Below are 16775 nucleotides of genomic sequence, written 5' to 3'. Positions count from 1 at the left end.
GCAAGGTGACACGGGCGGCTTGCATGTACCCCTGCCGCGCCATCGCAATCAGCCGTCGCAAAATATTTTGAGCAAAAATATAGTGCGCGATTGTTTATTTCGCCTCAGCCTGGGGAGACTAGCACCAACGCGGCGCACGAGGCGTCGCCCCAACTCAGAAAAGAGGTTCACACATGGACTTCAAGAAGGTAACCGTTGCCGGCGGCGGCGTTCTCGGCAGCCAGATAGCGTTCCAGACCGCGTTTCGCGGCTTTGACGTGACCGTATGGCTGAGGAGCGACGCCTCCATCGAGCGCGCCAAGCCCAAGTTCGAGCGCCTGCGTGACATCTACCTGCAGACCCTCGAGGCCTCCAAGGCCAACCCCGCAGCCTGGCCCCGCGGCTTCGGGGCCGAGCGCCCCGACGAGGCGGGCATCGACGCCCTCAAGAAGCAGGTCGTCCGCGCCTACGAGGGCCTCAAGCTCACCACCAGCTACGACGAGGCCGCGGACGCAGACCTCGTGATCGAGTCCATAGCCGAGGACCCCGCGCAGAAGATCGCCTTCTACCAGGAGCTTGCCAAGCACCTGGGCGAGAGGACCGTCATTGCCACCAACTCCTCCACCATGCTCCCCAGCACCTTCGCAGAGGCCACCGGACGCCCCGAGAAGTACCTGGCGCTCCACTTCGCCAACGAGATCTGGCGCAACAACACCGGCGAGGTCATGGGGCACGCCGGCACCGAGCAGAGGTATTACGACCAGGTGGCAGAGTTCGCCGAGGCCATCGGCATGGTTGCCCTGCGGCTCCACAAGGAGCAGCCTGGCTACATCCTCAACTCCATGCTGGTTCCCTTCCTGAGCTCCGCCGAGGCGCTCTGGGCGAGCGACGTGGCCGACCCCGAGACCATCGACAAGACGTGGCGGCTGGGCACCGGCGCTCCCGCCGGCCCCTTCCGCATCCTGGACATCGTTGGCCTGACCACCGCCTACAACATCAGCATCATGGACCCGCGCGCCAAGGACCCCGAGACTATCCAGGGCAAGATCGCAGCAAGGCTCAAGGAGAAGATCGACGCCGGCGAGACGGGCGTCAACGCTGGCAAGGGCTTCTACGACTATCGCAAGTAAGCCTTCGTCAGCCCGCACGCAACGGGGCCGCGGCATCCGCTCAGGTGCTGCGGCCCTCTTCTCGGGCGATACAATGTCCCCCAAACACAACTCGGCCCAAGGAGCAACATGGCTGCAAGCGAGCTCACAGGATCTGCCCTGGACGACTACCTCAACACGCCCGACTGCCCCCAGTGCTCAAGTGACGACGTCGTCTGCACGGACTCCTACCCCGACGGCATGGGTGGCGCCATGAAGGTCTGGCGCTGCGAGAGGTGCGGCCATGTCTGGACCACCAGCTCGTAGCCGGGCGCCCCTCCCCCGCTGCAAGGCTGCCCCTACCCCAGGAGCCGCCGCGCGGCCTCCACGGCCTGAGAGACCATCTCGCAGACCGACTGCTCGGTATAGAAGGCCATGTGCTGCGTGAGCACGGTGTTGGGGAACTGGCGCAGGTAGGCCATGTCCCTGTTGGCGATGATCTCGTTCACCAGGCTGTGGTGGTAGATGTCCAACTCGTTGGTGAAGACGTCCATGGCAAGGGCCCCTATCTTGCCACCCTCTATGCCCCCGATGAGGCTGGGCACGTCCATCAGCTCGCCGCGGGCGGTGTTGACCAGCACCACCCCGTCCCGCATGCGCGCAAGCATCCGCGCGTCCACCATGCCAAAGGTCTCGTCCGTAAGGGGCACGTGGAAGCTCAGCACGTCGCTTTGGGACAGGAGCTCGTCGAGCCCGACGAAGCTCACTCCTCCTGGCAGGTCCCTCGCCCCAAAGGCGTCATAGGCAAGCAGCTTGCAGCCAAAGCCCGAAAGCCTCTCGAGCACGGCCCGGCCGATGCGTCCCGTGCCGAAGACTCCCACGGTAAGCGAAGAGAGCGTGCGTCCCTGCAGGCCCGCCAGCGAGTAGTCGTTGACGTTCTGGCGATAGACCGCCGGCTTGTACTTGCGCAGCGCGACAAGCAGCAGCATCACGGTGAAGTCCGCAACGCTGTCAGGCGCGTAGCTCACGTTGGATACCGCGATCCCCACGCGACGGGCCGCCTCGAGGTCAATGTGGTTGGTGCCAATGGTGCGCGTGACCAGGCAGCGCACGCCGCGCTCGCGCATGGCCGAGAGGAGCGCCTCGTCGTAGCGCTGATGGCCCAGCACCAGGACGGCATCGGTGCCCTCAAGGGCCTCCAGCCCACCATCGTCCAGGGGGCCCGCGTGCAGCTCTATCTCCACGTCGTCGGTCAGGGCCTGACGGGCAAACTCCTCGTGCTCGTCCGGGCGAACCTCAAATGCCGCGATCTTCATGAGGCGGTTTCCTCTCGGCCCTGAGCGCCCTCGGGCGCCAGCTCGAACTTGACCTCGTCCAGCTGCTTCAGATGGACGCGGATGAGTGCCTCGAGCGACGCCTGCCTCTGCAAGGAGAGCGCCTCGCTCGTCTGCACGGTTGCGACTACCCTCTTGGAGAGCGAGTCCCTGCCGGTGTCGAACGACTCGATCTCGCCCACGTGATACGACGTGAGCTCCGGGCAGATCGCCTCGAGCTCACGGGTGGTCTGCTCCACCTCATGGCGGTCGTGCAGGGCAAACACCTCGCCGTTGTTCTCGGCGATGGTCGCCTGCACCGTATGGGCGGTCATCACGAAGCAAGGGATCACGAAGACCAGCGTGCCGGCCACCATGCGCCGGCGCAGCCTGCGAGAAAGGCGATGCGCCTCCTGGTCCTCGTGCGTGGTCACGACGCCGTCTCCATCCAAGTCAAGCTTGAGCGGGGTGCGCACCAGGACGAAGACCGCCTCGGCCGCCATGGAGATGAAGGCCGCGTTGATGAGGAACTCGTAGAGGGCACCGGCAAAGTAGCTGAGGTCAGAGACGGCAACGCCGTAGCCTGCGGCACAGAGCGGCGGCATGAGCGCCGTGGCCACCGCCACGCCCGAGAGCATGATGCCCGGCTCCTGGTTCCTTGAGATGCCGATGCCGCCGGCGAACCCGCCCGCCAGAGCGATGAGGGCGTCCCAGATGGTTGGGCTGGAGTTGGTGAGCAGCTCGGAGGTCTCCCTGGAGATGGGCGACACCACGAAGTAGAGCGTCGAGGTTATGAGGCAGAGAGTCACCTGAAGCAGGAGGCTCAGCATGGCCTCTCGCAGGAGACGCGAGTCGGCGGAGGCTATGGCGTAGGCGGAGGCGATGACCGAGCCCATGAGCGGACAGATGAGCATGGCCCCCACCACGGCCTCCGTGGAGTCCACGTTGAGACCGATGGAGGCTATGAGCATGGCAATCATCAGCAGGCTGAGATGAACCGCGTCCATGCGCGAGCCGGCCACCACGCGCTTGCGTATGGTCTCGTGGCTTGCGCGCCCGGCACGCATGTTGAGCAGCTCGTGCAGCGCATGAGAGAGCCTGGACTTGCCCACTGCGCAGTTCCCCCGTCCCCTGTGCTTCCTTTCGTAGATTGTAGGCTCCGTGCCGTCCCTGCGTCCACCGCAAGCTGGCGCTCACGAGGGACGATATTTGTTACTCTCAACTTACTTTTTGAGGGAGGAGATTGCATGCGCACGTCAGAGCAGTACAAGGCACTTTCCGTAGAGGAGTTCACCAAGGCCGCCGAGGGCTTCGAGGGCGATGAGGCGGGCGTCTACAAGCTCTGCCGGAACGAGTACGAGATCATCCTCGGCGAGCTCGAGAGGGAGCCCTTCTCGAGGCTGCTCGACTGCGGCTGCGGAACCGGCCCCATGGTCTCCCTCCTGAGCCAGCGCTGGCCCGAGCGCAGCTATACGGGCATAGACCTCACCCCCAAGATGATCGAGGTGGCCCAGGCGAAGCGGCTGCCGAACGCCCGCTTCGTGGTTGGTGACTGCGAGAGGCTGCCCTTTGAGGACGCCTCCTTCGACGTGGTGATCTGCTCCATGAGCTTCCACCACTACCCCAACCCCCAGGACTTCTTCGACAGCGTCTCCCGCGTGCTGGTGCCCGGCGGCAAGCTGGTCCTGAACGACAGCACGGGCAACGCCCTGCTGCGCTGGGTGGTGAACCATGTAGAGCTCCCCCTGGCGAACCTCATGCGCAAGGGCGATGTGCGCATCTACTCCAAAGGGGAGATCGAGGCGTTCTGCGAGCGCGCGGACCTCGAGATGGAGCGCTTCGTGAACGACAGGGCCTGGCACCTCCATGCGGTCATGCGCAAGCCGCGCTAGAGCTGCGGGCGGCAGGGCTATGATGGACCCACACCCGACGGAGGAGAGATGCCACCATGCCCAGCACACGCGACGTCAACCACAGCGACTACGCAAGCCAGATCGTCTCGGCGCTCCCCCAGGGGGTGCTGCTCACCACCAAGGCGGGCGAGAAGGTCAACTGCATGACCATAGCCTGGGGCACGCTGGGCACCAACTGGGGACGACCCGTGTTCGTGAGCTACGTGCGCACCAGCCGATTCACCGCCCGGATGCTCGAGCAGAACCCGGAGTTCACCATCAACGTGCCGCTTTGCGATGACTTCGACAAGCGCATCCTGGGCATCTGCGGACGCAACCACGGAAACGAGGTAGACAAGGTCGCACTGGCGGGGCTCGACCTGGTGGACTCCAGGTTGGTGTCCGTGCCCGGCGTGGCGCAGCTGCCCCTCACTCTGGAGTGCAAGGTCATCTACCAGCAGCTCGAGGACCCCAGCCTCTACCCTGCGGACATCGCGGAGCGCTACTACCCCCAAGACGTCGCCAGCACGGAGTGCGGCTCCAACCGAGACCCGCACTACATGGTGTACGGACAGATCGTGAACGCCTACGTGATCGAGGGCTAGCATGGCGGGCCTCTCCGTCTGCGCACAGGGTCAAGAGCACGCCAGGCAGGCACAGGAGCTTGCCGGACAGCTGGGTCTTCCGCTCATGGAGGACGCGGCTGGGTGCAAGGTGGGGGCTCTGCTCGTAGTAGGAGACGAGGGCATATCGCTGTCGGCGGGCCAGCTCAGCATGCGGGCTGACTTCTCCCGCCTGCTGAGGAGGCTGCGCCCCGCAGCGCTCGACCATGAGCTGCTCGTGCGCGCGACGCGCGTGAGGGGAGTCAAGGAGCCTGTGGCGGTGGACGCCACGGCGGGATTGGGAGAGGACTCGCTCCTGCTGGCCGCCGCGGGGTTCTCGGTGATCATGTACGAGAGAAACCCCGTCATCGCAACCCTGCTGGCGGACGCGCTCAAACGCGCCAGCCAACTGCCCGAGCTGGCAAGTGTGATCGGGCGCATGGAGCTCAGGCATGCGGACAGCATCCGCGAGCTGCCGGGACTCGCGCCTGACGTGGTGCTGCTTGACCCCATGTTCCCGGCACGAACCAAGAGCGCCCAGGTGAAGAAGAAGTTCCAGCTCATGCACTTGCTTGAGGGGCCCGCCACCGACGAGAGGGAGCTGCTGGGCGCCGCCTTGGCCGCACGTCCCCGAAAGGTCGTCGTGAAGAGACCGCCCAAGGGGCCGCTGCTCTGCGGCGTGAAGCCCAGCTATTCCCTGACAGGCAAGGCAGTCCGCTATGACTGCCTGGTGCCGCCCAGGAGAACTGAGGCCTAGAGCCAGACCGAGGAGTCCCTGCCCGAGCCCAGCTCGAAGTGGAGCTTTGCAATTCCCAGGTCAACCTTTGAGAAGGGGCCTATGCCGGCACGGGCGAGGACCTTGTCGCCGGTCAGCTCAAAGCTGAACTTCTGCTGGTTGAGTGCGGTGGGAGCAAGGGCCGCGGCCTCCACGCCACGGACAAACCACTCCGGCATGTCCCGCGTGCGGCTCAGGCGCGAGATAGGCTTCCCCCTGTGAGGGCGACCCTGCGTCTGGCCATAGCCCAGGGCTATCACCAGGCAGAGCTTCTCGCCCTCTGCCAGCGAGAACGCCGAGGGGACCTTCTTGAAGGTTCCACCTACCCAACAGCTGTTGAGGCCCAGCCGCTGGGCGTAAAGCACGAACTTCTCGCCAAAGTAGCCGCAGTCCTCCTCGAGGCAGGGACCGTCGAGGCCAACCAGGGCCAGGTAGCTGGTGACGCCAGAGAACCTGCCGTAGTGGGCGAGCATGCCGCCAAAGGCCTCGGGTTCGTTTAGCACCAGCTGCAGGTGCAGGCCGCTCCGGGCGTTAAGTTGGTCGATATAGGCCCTGAGCTGGTCAAGGACCTCCCCATCCAGGGGCCTGTCAGTGTAGCTGCGAACGGAGTGGCGCTCGAGCATTGCCTGCTGCAGGTCGATCATCTAGGCATCTCCTTGGGACATGTGGGCTCCTGTTTTCGGGAGTCTACCCGGCCGGACGCGCATCCTTCAGATGTCTCAGGACCCACATGTGCCCCGCAGGCGCCAAGCTCAATGCCCGCAGGCCGTGCATCCTCGTGGCGGTGCGCGAGGGCTCAAAAGAAATTGTATGTTTGCGCTTGACCCTCACGTAGCGTGAGCCTGTATAACAGGCTCACGAAGGGAGGAGCCATGTATCAGGTAAGAGAAGTCGCACAGATGGCCAAGGTCTCCGTGCGCACGCTGCATCACTACGACAGCATCGGGCTGCTCTGTCCGCAGAAGCAGGAGAACGGATACCGCCTCTACAGCGACGAGGACCTGGAACGCCTCCAGAGCATTCTCTACTACCGCTACCTGGGGTTTTCGCTCAAAAAGATCGCAGGGCTGCTTGATCGTGCGGAGGGAGGGCGCCTCGAGCTCCTCCAGGAGCAGCTGGGACTGATGGAGGCGGAGCAGGTGCGCCTCTCGGCCCTCATCGACACGCTGCGCAAGACCATCAAGAGCCAGAAGGGACAGATACGCATGAGCAATGAGGAGAAGTTTGCGGGATTCACCTGGCAGGACAACCAGGAGTACGACCACGAGGCGCGCGAGCGCTACGGAGACGCGGTAGTGGACGAGTCCCATCGCAGGCAGGCCGGGCACGAGGAGGAGGTGGCAGCTGGGTTCAACAAGGCTTTCTTCGCGCTGGCACGCAACCTCGAGCAGGGCATTCCCGCAGACGACGCCCAGAACCAGGCAATTGCCGAGGGCATCGGGCAGCACATCAGGACCTATTCCTTCGATTGCTCGCTCGAGGTCTTCGGCTGCATTGGCAGGGGCTACTCGGCCGATCCGCGCTTCAGGAAGAACATCGACAGGTTTGGCGAGGGCGTGGCACAGTACGCCCGCGATGCCATAGCGGCCTTCGTGGCAGCACGCTCCTAGAAAGCAGCGTCTCTCTCGCGGTCTTTCTCCCCGTCCCTCCCCATACCGTAGTTTTAGTACCACCTTCAAGCCCCATGGGAGTGAAAAGCGGTACTAAACCTATGGTATGGGCGAGCGTGGGACACGAGGTCAGTCGTGCGGGGCAATGAGCTTCTCCATGTAGATATATTAATCGGCAAAGAGTATAAATAAGAACATCGTTATCTAACTCCTGTCGGTATTTTCGACGCAATCATACGGGCAGCGCGGCGACAAGGAGCAACAAGCATGCCGGCGATCAGGAACTTCGCCTTCGACCTGGATGGCACGCTCATTGACACCGAGAGGGCCGTACTTCTGACCTGGCAGGACACGCTCGCAGGCTACGGCTACGCCCGTGAGCTGGACGAGCTGCGCGGCGTGCTGGGCGTGACCAACGAGGCGGGCGTCGCAAGCGCGAGAGCGCAGGTTGACGAGGACTTCGGCCCACGTTGGCGAGACGCCTACGCGCGCCATGCCACAGGGGCGGGCTTCTTCCCTGGCGTGCGCGAGGCACTCCTCTCCCTGAGGGCGGCGGGACGTGCGGTCGGTGCCGTCTCCTCGCGAGACAGGGCCGAGTACCACCGGTTCTTCTCGGACTTTGGCCTTGGTGAGCTGCTGGACGTGGTGGTGCTGGAGGAGGACACCGCCCGGCACAAGCCCGAGGCGGACCCCCTGCTCAAGTACCTGGAGCTCACGGGGTCGGCGCCCGAGGAGACTGTCTACGTGGGTGACATGCCAGGAGACATCGCCTGCGCGAACGCCGCAGGCGTGAAGTCTGCCCTGGTGGCCTGGAACGGCTCTCACATCACCTGTCCCGCGGCAGACTTTGTGCTGCACTCCCCGGAGCAGCTTCTGCACCTGGCAGACGCACGGTAGAAAGGCGCCGTGGTCGCGCCTCTACTTCCTGCCAACAAGCAGCCCTGAGTCCCCCAGCCACAGAATCGAGGCCTCTCGACGGCTCATGAGCATGCCGTTCGTCGTGTCGATGACCTCGACCCTCTCGAAGCCCATATCCAGCAGCTGCTGGCGAGACGTCTCGAATTCTCCGTAGTGAGAGCGGCGCATGAGGTCGTGAATGGCAAAGCAACCGCCCTTCTTGAGCACGCGCAGCGTCTCGAGAAGGAGCTCCCTGTGGTCGTGGCCCGTAATGTTGTGATAGACGTAGTTGCTGGTGACGGCATCGAAGCTCTCGTCGGGAAAGGCGAGCCTCACGGCGCCCGCACCCCGTCTCATCCGTGACCTGCCGCTCACGCGGCAAGCTAGTAAGTTAACTATAGCTTACTAGCTTGCCTGTGAGCACACGTTCTGGACGAGGGGGTCATGGCTTGCCGGTCCGCAGGAGAACGACCCAAAGCGGCGGCCCTACAGCCCGCGCCTGCGGCGGTACTCCCCGAGACGCTCCGCATAGCTTGCCCCACGCCTCTTCATCATCCAGGATATGGTCACGGTGAACGCGACAAGGATCGCCAGGTAAAGCAGCACGAACCCAAGCCACGGGCCAACTCCCTGAGCCAGGGGGACCCACTCGCCAAAAATGGCGCAGCCCCCCAGCACCACCAGCCCCGTAACGCCAAAGCCCAAGATGCGCGTCCTGTAGCCCAGCCTGGGAAGCAGGCCGTAGTTGAACCACAGCTGTTGCAGCAGGCCCATGCCCAGGCCTGCCGCAATGCAGCTCAGGCACACCTGGACGCCCATCTCGCCACCACCCCTCGCCATGAGTACGAGGAGGTAGATCAGCTGCATGACGCAGGCCATCAGGGATCCCGCCGAAACGCCCCGGAAGATCGCCTCGCCCAGGCGCGCCTCGCCCATCTCGTCAGCACGGTCGTCGAACATGTGAAGCCTCCTTGGTCCAATTTCTTGCGGGGCTAGCGGGCAATGCCCAGCCTTCCCTTGATGTCTGCAGCGTATGTCCTGGTCACAAGCAGCTCGCTCCCGTCCTCAAGGCCCAGTGCCAGCCTCCCGTAGAGCTCGGGCCTGATTGACGCGACCCTGTCGAAGTTGACGATGACCTGACGGGAGACGCGCACGAACTCCGTTCCCTCAAGGGCTTCCTCCAGCTCTCCCAGGCGCAGGCCGCTCTCGCATGCGGAGGAGCCTCGTACGTGCACCTTGGTATGGTCGCCCTCGGACTCCAGAAAGAGGACCTGGTCAAATGGCAGCAGCAGGCGCCTGATGCTGCCTGGCTCGTACACCGCGAGGCGCGCGTCCAGGGCGCACAGACGCTCCGCGATGCGTGCGGCCCGCTGGTCCCCAGGGGCGCTGCGGACGTCCACCTCAATGCCCAGACGCCCCTCCTCCTCTATCAGACGAACCTTCATGTGCGCCTTCCTTTCCCAGGCCTCGCCGCTTGGGGACAGGGTACGTCCGGCATGCGATGCGGAATGCGCCACATGACCGACATGCAGAAAGCCGCGCTCGAGTTGCACGGCAGAACGTGGGCGCTTGGCATATGGGCGCACGCCCCTCCTTGCGGGGCAGACGCTAGGGCAGGTCTCGTACCACATCCACCAGCACCTCGACCAATCGCCCCGTCTCCTCCGGTGAGACGCCCGAGTAGCTCACTATGAACTCGTGCGGTGCCCCTCGACGGGAGGAGCCGCACGCAAAGAAGCCGGCCATGGCGCGCAGGGGAACGCCCCCCTCCCGAGCGCGACGCTCCAGTTCCGCATCGTCTGCCTGCGATGGCAGCGCAAGCCTCAGGACAAAGTGAAGACCCGCGTCCTGCGCGCGCACGCTGACGAGCGGCCCGAGCTCACTGGCTCGCAGGGCCTCCAGCAGCTGGTCGCGCACGCGCCGGAAGCGCGTGCGCATGCGGTTGACATGCCTCTCGAAGCTGCCAGACTCGATGACCCTCGCAAGCGCGAGCTGGTCTATGGCGCCCACGCTGCCATAGCAGAATCCCAGGCGCTCTCCCCAAAGGTGAACCAGCTCCGGGGGGAGCACCGCATAGGCAATGCGAAACGCGGGTCCCAGGCTCTTGGTGAAGGTGTTGGTGTAGATGACCCTCCCCTCGGCATCAAGCGAGCTCAGAGGAGGTACGGGCAGCCCCGAGAGACGAAACTCGCAGTCGTAGTCATCCTCTATGACGTAGCGGCCCGGTGCCTCGGAGGCCCAGGAGAGCAGCTCGTAGCGACGCCCCACGGACATGACCACGCCCGTGGGGAACTGGTGCGAGGGCGTCACGTGGGCCACGCTGGCCCCCGAGGAGCGCAGGGCGTCCACGAGCATGCCCTCCCCGTCCACGGCAACATGCGCCACCCGAACGCCGTTGGCCTGGTAGAGGGCCGTGAGCTGCGGGTAGCCGGGGTCCTCCACCGCAAAGAGCCGATCGCGGCCCAGCAGCTGCACGAGCATGGCGTCCAGCAGCTGGGAGCCCGCGCCCACCACCACCTGCCAGGGTTCCACGACAAGGCCGCGCGCCTGGCGCAGCTGGTGGCAGATGGCCCCACGCAGGCGCAAGGACCCCAAAGGAGAGGTCTCCGCCATGATCGAGCGCTCGTCCTCCTCGGACAGGAGCGCCCGCGTGATGCGCGCCCAGCTGCTCAGGGGGAAGAGCGCCCCTGACGAGAGACGGTCCTCCTCCACCGGGGGCACGGCGGCGCGCTGGTCAGGGGGCCTTCTGGCCCGAGCTGCGTCGGGCGCGCGCTCGGGCAGGTTGCGCGAGACGAAGTGCCCGCGCCTCTCGAATGACTCCACGTAGCCCTCGGCCAGGAGCTGGCGATACGCCCCCTCCACGGTGATGACGCTCACGCCCAGGTGACGGGCGAAGGGCCGCTTGGAGGGCAGCCTCTCTCCCGGCCTTAGCTCGCCCGACTCGATGTCTGCGCGCAGGCAGGAGTACAGGTACGCGTAGAGGGTGTTGCTGCCCCTCTGGTCCATGTCGTAGGTAAGCATGTCTGACCTTATTCTGACCTTGTTCTGACTCTATCAATTAGTTGCTATTTGATTATATGGACATTATCAGATGGGGCATAGGCTAGTTCCACCAAGAGACGGACCGCACGCCCAGGCGGCGTCGGACAAACGGGAGGGAAAGAAGCATGGCAGACCAGGAGCGCATCGAGGTGCTCAAGCGACAGGCTGCGGCGAACAGGGCCTTCGCCGCAGGGCTCAAGGGCGGCGTCATCATGGACGTCACCACCCCCGAGCAGGCGCGCATCGCCCAGGAGGCCGGGGCCTGCGCCGTCATGGCCCTGGAGCGCGTCCCGGCAGACATCCGCGCCGCCGGCGGCGTGTCCCGCATGAGCGACCCCGGGATGATCCGCAGCATCCAGGAGGCCGTTGGCATCCCCGTCATGGCCAAGTGCCGCATAGGACACTTCGTGGAGGCGCAGCTCCTCCAGGCCATCGGCATAGACTGCGTCGACGAGAGCGAGGTCCTCTCCCCCGCCGACCACGAGAACCACATCGACAAGACCGCGTTCTCGGCACCCTTCGTCTGCGGCGCGCGCGACCTGGGAGAGGCCCTGCGGCGCATCGCCGAGGGCGCGGCCATGATTCGCACCAAGGGCGAGGCGGGCACGGGCGACGTGGTCCAGGCCGTCAGCCACATGCGCAGGATGAACGCGCAGATTCGCCTGGTCCAGGGCCTGCGTGAGGACGAGCTCTTCGAGAAGGCCAAGGAGCTGCAGGTACCCTCCGAGCTCCTGCGCGAGGTGCACGAGGCGGGCAGGCTCCCCGTGGTGAACTTCGCCGCCGGCGGCGTTGCCACCCCGGCCGACGCAGCCCTGATGATGCAGCTGGGCTCCGATGGCGTGTTCGTCGGCTCGGGCATCTTCAAGAGCGGCAACCCCGCCAAGCGTGCGGCCGCCATCGTCGAGGCCGTGAGGCACTACGAGGACGCCGAGCTCATCGCCCGGGTGTCCGAGGACCTGGGCGAGGCCATGGTTGGCATCAATGAGGACGAGATCGCCCTCATCATGGCTGAGCGCTAGACCGAACGACGCGGAGCAGTCCTGCTCTACAGACGGAGCATCTGCTGTAGAGCAGGACTGCAAAATCCCAGTTGGCGCGGCCCCGCTCGTCCGTAAGCCGGGCACGTTTTTGTGGACCCACGACCATCTGCGGGCTTCTCGCACGTACCGAAACAAGATTGGTTATAGACTGCTTTCATACGAAATCGTCAGAGAGCGAATTACCGTTCATGGGAGCAGCCGTGTCTAAGCGCGATGGAAAGATACTCGAGATACTCACCACGGGGGGGCGCTTGGAGGTAGCGGAGCTCTCCGAGCGGCTTGGCGTCTCCAACGTGACCGTACGCAAGGACCTCGACTCCCTGCAGAAGCGCGGACTCGTCCTGCGCGAGCACGGCTTCGCCCTGCTGGCCAACCCAAACGACGTCAGCGGTCGCCTGGCCTACCATTACGAGAAGAAGCTGCGCATCGCACGCCAGGCAGCCCGTCTGGTGCCAGATGACGCCACGATCATGATAGAGAGCGGCAGCTGCTGCGCACTGCTCGCCCGCGAGCTTGCGGACAGTCGCCAAGGCGTGACCATCGTGACCAACAGCGCCTTCATCGCCAACGACGTTCGCCAGCGCAGCAACGTGGAGACGGTGCTCCTGGGCGGACTCCTGCAAAGGGACTCGCAGGTGACGGTAGGTCCCCTGGTTCGCCTCTGCGCACAGGAATTTGCCGTCGAGCAGCTCTTCATCGGCGCTGACGGCTGGCTGGATGGCACGGGGTTCACCAACGGGGACCATCTGCGGGCGGAGGCGGTTCGCACGATGTCCGAGTCCGCCAGCAAGGTGGTGGTTCTCACGGAGTCCGAGAAGTTCGCCCATCACGGGGCCATCCCCCTGCGCTTTGGCGAGAAGCCCCTGCAACTGGTGACCGATGCCGGAATGGGCATGGCCGACCAGATGCGCGTGCTCGCAATGGGCATCGAGGTCACTCTCGCCTAGCAGATCGCGTCTAGCTCTACGGGCGAGAGCTGTCATGTAGAGCAGGGCCTGTGCCAACTGGTGCTTTGCAGCCTTGCTCTACGGCAGACGCCTCGCTTGTAGGGCACCCCACCAAACGCAAGCCGAAAAAGCGGCAGCCGGAGCGAAAGCGCTAGAAGAACGCGTGAACGCCCTCGGCCTCATATGCCCGCGCAAAGTCCGCAAGGCCCTCGGCCGAGAGCCCCTTGCGCCCGGCAAGCGGATAGTCCCTGCCCAGAAGCTGGTACTTGCTCTCGCCGAAGTTGTGGAAGGGAAGCAGCTGCACGCGGTCAAGCCCCAGGCCAAGCAGAAGCTGCGCCATGCGCCGCGCGTCATCGACGCCATCGTTGAAGCCAGGTATCACGGGGGTGCGCACCAGCACGTCCTTGCCCATCTCCACGGCATGGCGCGTGTTGGCAAGCGGCAGCTCGTTGGTGCCACCCGTGCCCTCCCGATGCACGGCCGCGCTCCAATGCTTCATGTCGATCAGCAGGTGGTCAAGCCGCTCGGCAACCGCAACGAAGGTCCCCTCCGCAACGAAGCCCTCTGTCTCCATGCAGCTGTCCACGCCCTCCTCGCGCAGGCGCGCGAGGAGCTCCAGATCGAACTCGGGCCAGAGCAGGGCCTCCCCGCCAGAGAGCGTCACACCTCCGCCCGAGTCCTCGTAGAAGGGCTTGTCCTGCAGGCAGACCTCCAGCACCTCCTCAACGGTCTTGGTCTCGCCCACCAGGGAGAGGGCGCGCGTCGGGCACTCCTCCACCGCGCGGCGCGCCTGGGCGCTGCTGCCGCTTAGGCGGCGCACGTCCACGTGTCGCTTGCCCGCAATCTCAACGGCACCGGTCTCTGGGCAAAGCTCGAGGCAGCGACCGCAGCCCACGCAGGAAGACGCCTTCCACTCGAGCTCCGGCTCGCGGCGCTGGCTCTCGGGATTCGAGCACCAGAAGCAGCGCAGCGGGCAGCCCTTGAGGAAGACCACGGTCCTGATCCCGGGCCCGTCGTTCAGGCTGAACTTCTGTATGTTGAAGATCGTTGCAGACTGCATGTGATTCTCTCCTCAAGCCCCACTTTTGCTTGACACCCATCATATGCGCGATACCATTAACTTACGAACGAAAGCATAAATCATTCTTTACGAAAAAGGAGCAGCGCCATGGAGAATGTCGAGCACTTTGGTTCCCTGACCAAGCGCATGCGTGCGTTCCGTGAGGAGGTCCTGGACGAGAGGCCCTTCGTGGATGCCGAGCGCGCCGTCCTCTGCACCGAGTCTTATCGCAAGACAACCAACCTCCCGCCCGTGATGCGCCGCGCCCTCTCGCTGGCCCACATCCTCGACAACATGAGCATATACATAGAGGACAAGTCTCTGCTGGCGGGCAACCAGGCAACCAAGAACTGCAACGCCCCCGTCTTCCCCGAGTACACGCTGGGCTTCGTCCTGGACGAGCTTGACAAGTTCGACAAGCGCGACGGCGACGTCTTCTACGTCACCGACGAGGACAAGGCCCGCATCCGAGAGATCGCCCCCTTCTGGGAGAACAACACCCTGCGCGACCGCGGCATGGCTCTCCTTCCGGACGAGGTCTCCGTCTTCATGGAGACAGGCGTCTTTGGCATGGAGGGCAAGCTCAACGCCGGCGACGCGCACCTGGCCATCAACCACGCCCGCATGCTGCGCGAGGGGCTGCGCGGCTACGAGGAGCGCACCCGCGCCGCCATGGAGGCCCTGGACCTCACAAGGCCCGAGGCCGTTGACCAGCTGGCCTTCTACCGCTCCGTCCTCGTCGTCATAGCGGCCGTGCACCGCTGGACCAGGCGCTACGCCACGCTCGCCCTCGAGCTGGCGGCAACGGAGGCAGACGCCTCCCGCAAGGCGGAGCTCGAGCGCATGGCCGCCATCTGCGAGAAGGTCCCCTTCGAGCCCGCAGGGTCCTTCCGCGAGGCCGTTCAGGCGGTGTGGTTCTCGCAGGTGCTGCTGCAGATCGAGTCGAACGGCCACTCCCTCTCCTACGGCCGTTTCGACCAGTACATGCTCCCCTACTACCAGGCGGACATCGCCTCCGGCGCCATCACCCGCGACGAGGCCCTCGAGCTGCTCTGCAACCTCTGGATCAAGTCCCTCACCGTGCAGAAGATCCGCAGCCAGTCGCACACGCTCTCCTCGGCCGGAAGCCCCATGTACCAGAACGTCACCATCGGCGGGCAGGACGCCCGGCACGAGGACGCCGTGAACGAGCTCTCCTTCCTGGTGCTCCAGTCCGTGGCGCAGACCCGCCTCACCCAGCCCAACCTCACCGTGCGCTATCACGCGAACATCGACAAGCGCTTCCTGGACGAGTGCGTGGAGGTCATGAGGCTGGGCTTTGGCATGCCCGCCCTCAACAACGACGAGGTCATCATCCCCTCCTTCATCAACTGGGGAGTTGCCGAGGAGGACGCGTACAACTACTCTGCCATCGGCTGCGTGGAGACGGCCGTTCCCGGCAAGTGGGGCTACCGCTGCACCGGCATGAGCTACCTCAACTTCCCCCGCCTCCTGCTCTGCTGCATGAACGGCGGCGTTGACCTCACCAGCGGTCGTCGCTTCACCAAGGACTACGGCCACTTCACCCAGATGGGGAGCTACGAGGAGCTCACGGAGGCCTGGGACAAGACCATCCGGGAGATGACCCGCTACTCCGTGATCGTGGAGAACTTCATAGACAAGGCCTCCGAGCGCGACGTGCCCGACGTGCTCTGCTCCGCCCTCACCGACGACTGCATCGCCCGCGGCAAGACCATCAAGGAGGGTGGCGCCGTCTACGACTTCATCAGCGGCCTGCAGGTGGGCATCGCCAACATGGCCGACAGCCTCGCCGCCATCAAGAAGCTGGTCTTCGAGGAGGGCAGAATCTCCCAGCAGCAGCTCTGGGACGCGCTTCTCGACGACTTCCAGTCACCTGAGAGCCAGCGCGTCCAGCAGCTGCTGATAGAGGGCGCCCCCAAATACGGCAACGACATCGATTACGTGGACCGGCTGGCCGTGGAATGCTACGAGCCCTACATCCAGGAGATAGAGCACTATCCCTCCACCCGTCACGACCGCGGGCCCATCGGCGGAATCCGCTATGCCGGCACCAGCTCCATCAGCGCGAACGTTGGCCAGGGCATGGGCACCATGGCAACGCCCGACGGACGTCATGCCCACGAGCCTCTCGCCGAGGGCTGCAGCCCCGCGCACAACTGCGACAAGCAGGGTCCCACGGCGGTCTTCAAGTCCATCACCAAGCTCCCCACCGAGAAGATCACCGGCGGCGTGCTGCTCAACCAGAAGGTCACGCCCATGATGCTCTCGCGCGAGGAGAACAGGCAGAAGCTCGAGCTGATGCTCAAGACCTACTTCAACCGCCTGCATGGCTACCACGTCCAGTTCAACGTGGTCTCGCGCGACACGTTGGTTGACGCGCAGAAGCACCCCGAGCAGCACAAGGACCTGATCGTGCGCGTTGCCGGGTACAGCGCCTTCTTCAACGCGCTCTCCAAGGCAACGCAGGACGACATCATCGGACGCACGGAGCAGACCATTTAGGCGTTGC

Annotated in this window: 18 protein-coding genes; 10 read left to right on the top strand and 8 right to left on the bottom strand. The window is 64.7% G+C overall.

All coding sequences use genetic code 11. The annotated features are described in order from the left end of the window. Positions 1–173: 173 nt before the first annotated feature. Positions 174–1109 (top strand): 3-hydroxyacyl-CoA dehydrogenase, encoded by a 936-nt coding sequence (locus tag CZ375_RS00900; protein ID WP_077597454.1) that lies wholly within the window; start codon positions 174–176, stop codon positions 1107–1109. 108 nt (positions 1110–1217) lie between these two features. Beyond that, a complete protein-coding gene (locus CZ375_RS08205; protein WP_159438328.1) occupies positions 1218–1394 on the top strand; it encodes a hypothetical protein in 177 nt (58 codons plus the stop codon). A gap of 32 nt (positions 1395–1426) precedes the next feature. Here the strand turns inward: CZ375_RS08205 and CZ375_RS00895 are convergent, their stop codons facing one another. Both CZ375_RS00895 and CZ375_RS00890 read right to left on the bottom strand, forming a co-directional pair. Beyond that, positions 1427–2383: an NAD(P)-dependent oxidoreductase gene (locus tag CZ375_RS00895; protein WP_077597453.1), complete on the bottom strand. Its 957-nt coding sequence runs from the start codon at positions 2381–2383 to the stop codon at positions 1427–1429. Further along, complete coding sequence (locus CZ375_RS00890) at positions 2380–3492, bottom strand: DUF389 domain-containing protein (protein WP_234966779.1); 1113 nt, start codon at positions 3490–3492, stop codon at positions 2380–2382. The genes CZ375_RS00895 and CZ375_RS00890 overlap by 4 nt, the downstream gene beginning before the upstream one ends. Before the next feature lie 135 nt (positions 3493–3627). Between CZ375_RS00890 and CZ375_RS00885 the strand changes: the two genes are divergently transcribed. The 3 genes from CZ375_RS00885 to CZ375_RS00875 are packed head-to-tail and all read left to right on the top strand — an operon-like array spanning position 3628 to position 5631. After that, on the top strand, positions 3628–4272 hold the full coding sequence (locus CZ375_RS00885; RefSeq protein WP_077597452.1) for a class I SAM-dependent methyltransferase: 645 nt from the start codon (positions 3628–3630) through the stop codon (positions 4270–4272). A 56-nt stretch (positions 4273–4328) separates the two neighbouring features. Further along, a complete protein-coding gene (locus tag CZ375_RS00880; RefSeq protein WP_077597451.1) occupies positions 4329–4877 on the top strand; it encodes a flavin reductase family protein in 549 nt (182 codons plus the stop codon). Between the two features lies 1 nt (position 4878). Next, complete coding sequence (locus tag CZ375_RS00875) at positions 4879–5631, top strand: class I SAM-dependent methyltransferase (protein WP_077597450.1); 753 nt, start codon at positions 4879–4881, stop codon at positions 5629–5631. On the opposite strand, the gene CZ375_RS00870 is transcribed toward CZ375_RS00875, so the two are convergent. Further along, positions 5628–6293, bottom strand: a complete 666-nt coding sequence (locus CZ375_RS00870) for a nitroreductase family protein (protein ID WP_077597449.1) — start codon at positions 6291–6293, stop codon at positions 5628–5630. The two genes, CZ375_RS00875 and CZ375_RS00870, sit on opposite strands and share 4 nt — an antisense overlap. Before the next feature lie 228 nt (positions 6294–6521). On the opposite strand from CZ375_RS00870, the gene CZ375_RS00865 reads away from it, so the two are divergent. Continuing rightward, positions 6522–7259 carry a MerR family transcriptional regulator gene (locus tag CZ375_RS00865; protein ID WP_077597448.1) on the top strand — a complete coding sequence of 246 codons (738 nt, stop codon included), beginning with the start codon at positions 6522–6524 and terminating at the stop codon, positions 7257–7259. Positions 7260–7526: 267 nt separating this feature from the next. Beyond that, positions 7527–8156: an HAD family hydrolase gene (locus CZ375_RS00860; RefSeq protein ID WP_077597447.1), complete on the top strand. Its 630-nt coding sequence runs from the start codon at positions 7527–7529 to the stop codon at positions 8154–8156. Positions 8157–8177: 21 nt separating this feature from the next. Here the strand turns inward: CZ375_RS00860 and CZ375_RS00855 are convergent, their stop codons facing one another. The 4 genes from CZ375_RS00855 to pdxR all read right to left on the bottom strand — a co-directional run bounded on the left by CZ375_RS00855 (position 8178) and on the right by pdxR (position 11177). Then, positions 8178–8492, bottom strand: coding sequence for a class I SAM-dependent methyltransferase (locus CZ375_RS00855; RefSeq protein ID WP_234966778.1), 315 nt, complete (start codon positions 8490–8492; stop codon positions 8178–8180). Positions 8493–8642: 150 nt separating this feature from the next. Then, positions 8643–9116, bottom strand: coding sequence for a hypothetical protein (locus CZ375_RS00850; protein ID WP_077597445.1), 474 nt, complete (start codon positions 9114–9116; stop codon positions 8643–8645). 32 nt (positions 9117–9148) lie between these two features. Continuing rightward, positions 9149–9601 carry a LytTR family DNA-binding domain-containing protein gene (locus tag CZ375_RS00845; RefSeq protein WP_159438327.1) on the bottom strand — a complete coding sequence of 151 codons (453 nt, stop codon included), beginning with the start codon at positions 9599–9601 and terminating at the stop codon, positions 9149–9151. 163 nt (positions 9602–9764) lie between these two features. Further along, positions 9765–11177 carry a MocR-like pyridoxine biosynthesis transcription factor PdxR gene (gene pdxR, locus CZ375_RS00840; protein ID WP_077597443.1) on the bottom strand — a complete coding sequence of 471 codons (1413 nt, stop codon included), beginning with the start codon at positions 11175–11177 and terminating at the stop codon, positions 9765–9767. 146 nt (positions 11178–11323) lie between these two features. On the opposite strand from pdxR, the gene pdxS reads away from it, so the two are divergent. Both pdxS and CZ375_RS00830 read left to right on the top strand, forming a co-directional pair. Further along, complete coding sequence (gene pdxS, locus CZ375_RS00835; RefSeq protein ID WP_077597442.1) at positions 11324–12217, top strand: pyridoxal 5'-phosphate synthase lyase subunit PdxS; 894 nt, start codon at positions 11324–11326, stop codon at positions 12215–12217. Between the two features lie 221 nt (positions 12218–12438). Next, the gene (locus tag CZ375_RS00830) at positions 12439–13185 is read left to right on the top strand and encodes a DeoR/GlpR family DNA-binding transcription regulator (RefSeq protein ID WP_077597441.1); all 747 of its coding nucleotides are present in this window, start codon (positions 12439–12441) and stop codon (positions 13183–13185) included. Between the two features lie 151 nt (positions 13186–13336). Here the strand turns inward: CZ375_RS00830 and CZ375_RS00825 are convergent, their stop codons facing one another. Beyond that, positions 13337–14245 (bottom strand): glycyl-radical enzyme activating protein, encoded by a 909-nt coding sequence (locus tag CZ375_RS00825; RefSeq protein ID WP_077597440.1) that lies wholly within the window; start codon positions 14243–14245, stop codon positions 13337–13339. Between the two features lie 108 nt (positions 14246–14353). Between CZ375_RS00825 and CZ375_RS00820 the strand changes: the two genes are divergently transcribed. Next, the gene (locus CZ375_RS00820; RefSeq protein WP_077597439.1) at positions 14354–16768 is read left to right on the top strand and encodes a glycyl radical protein; all 2415 of its coding nucleotides are present in this window, start codon (positions 14354–14356) and stop codon (positions 16766–16768) included. Positions 16769–16775: the final 7 nt, after the last annotated feature.

This window comes from Olsenella urininfantis (assembly GCF_900155635.1).
Classification (GTDB): Bacteria; Actinomycetota; Coriobacteriia; order Coriobacteriales; family Atopobiaceae; genus Olsenella_G; species Olsenella_G urininfantis.
Note: the sequence above shows the minus strand (reverse complement) of the source record. Positions and strands in the feature narration are given on the sequence as shown.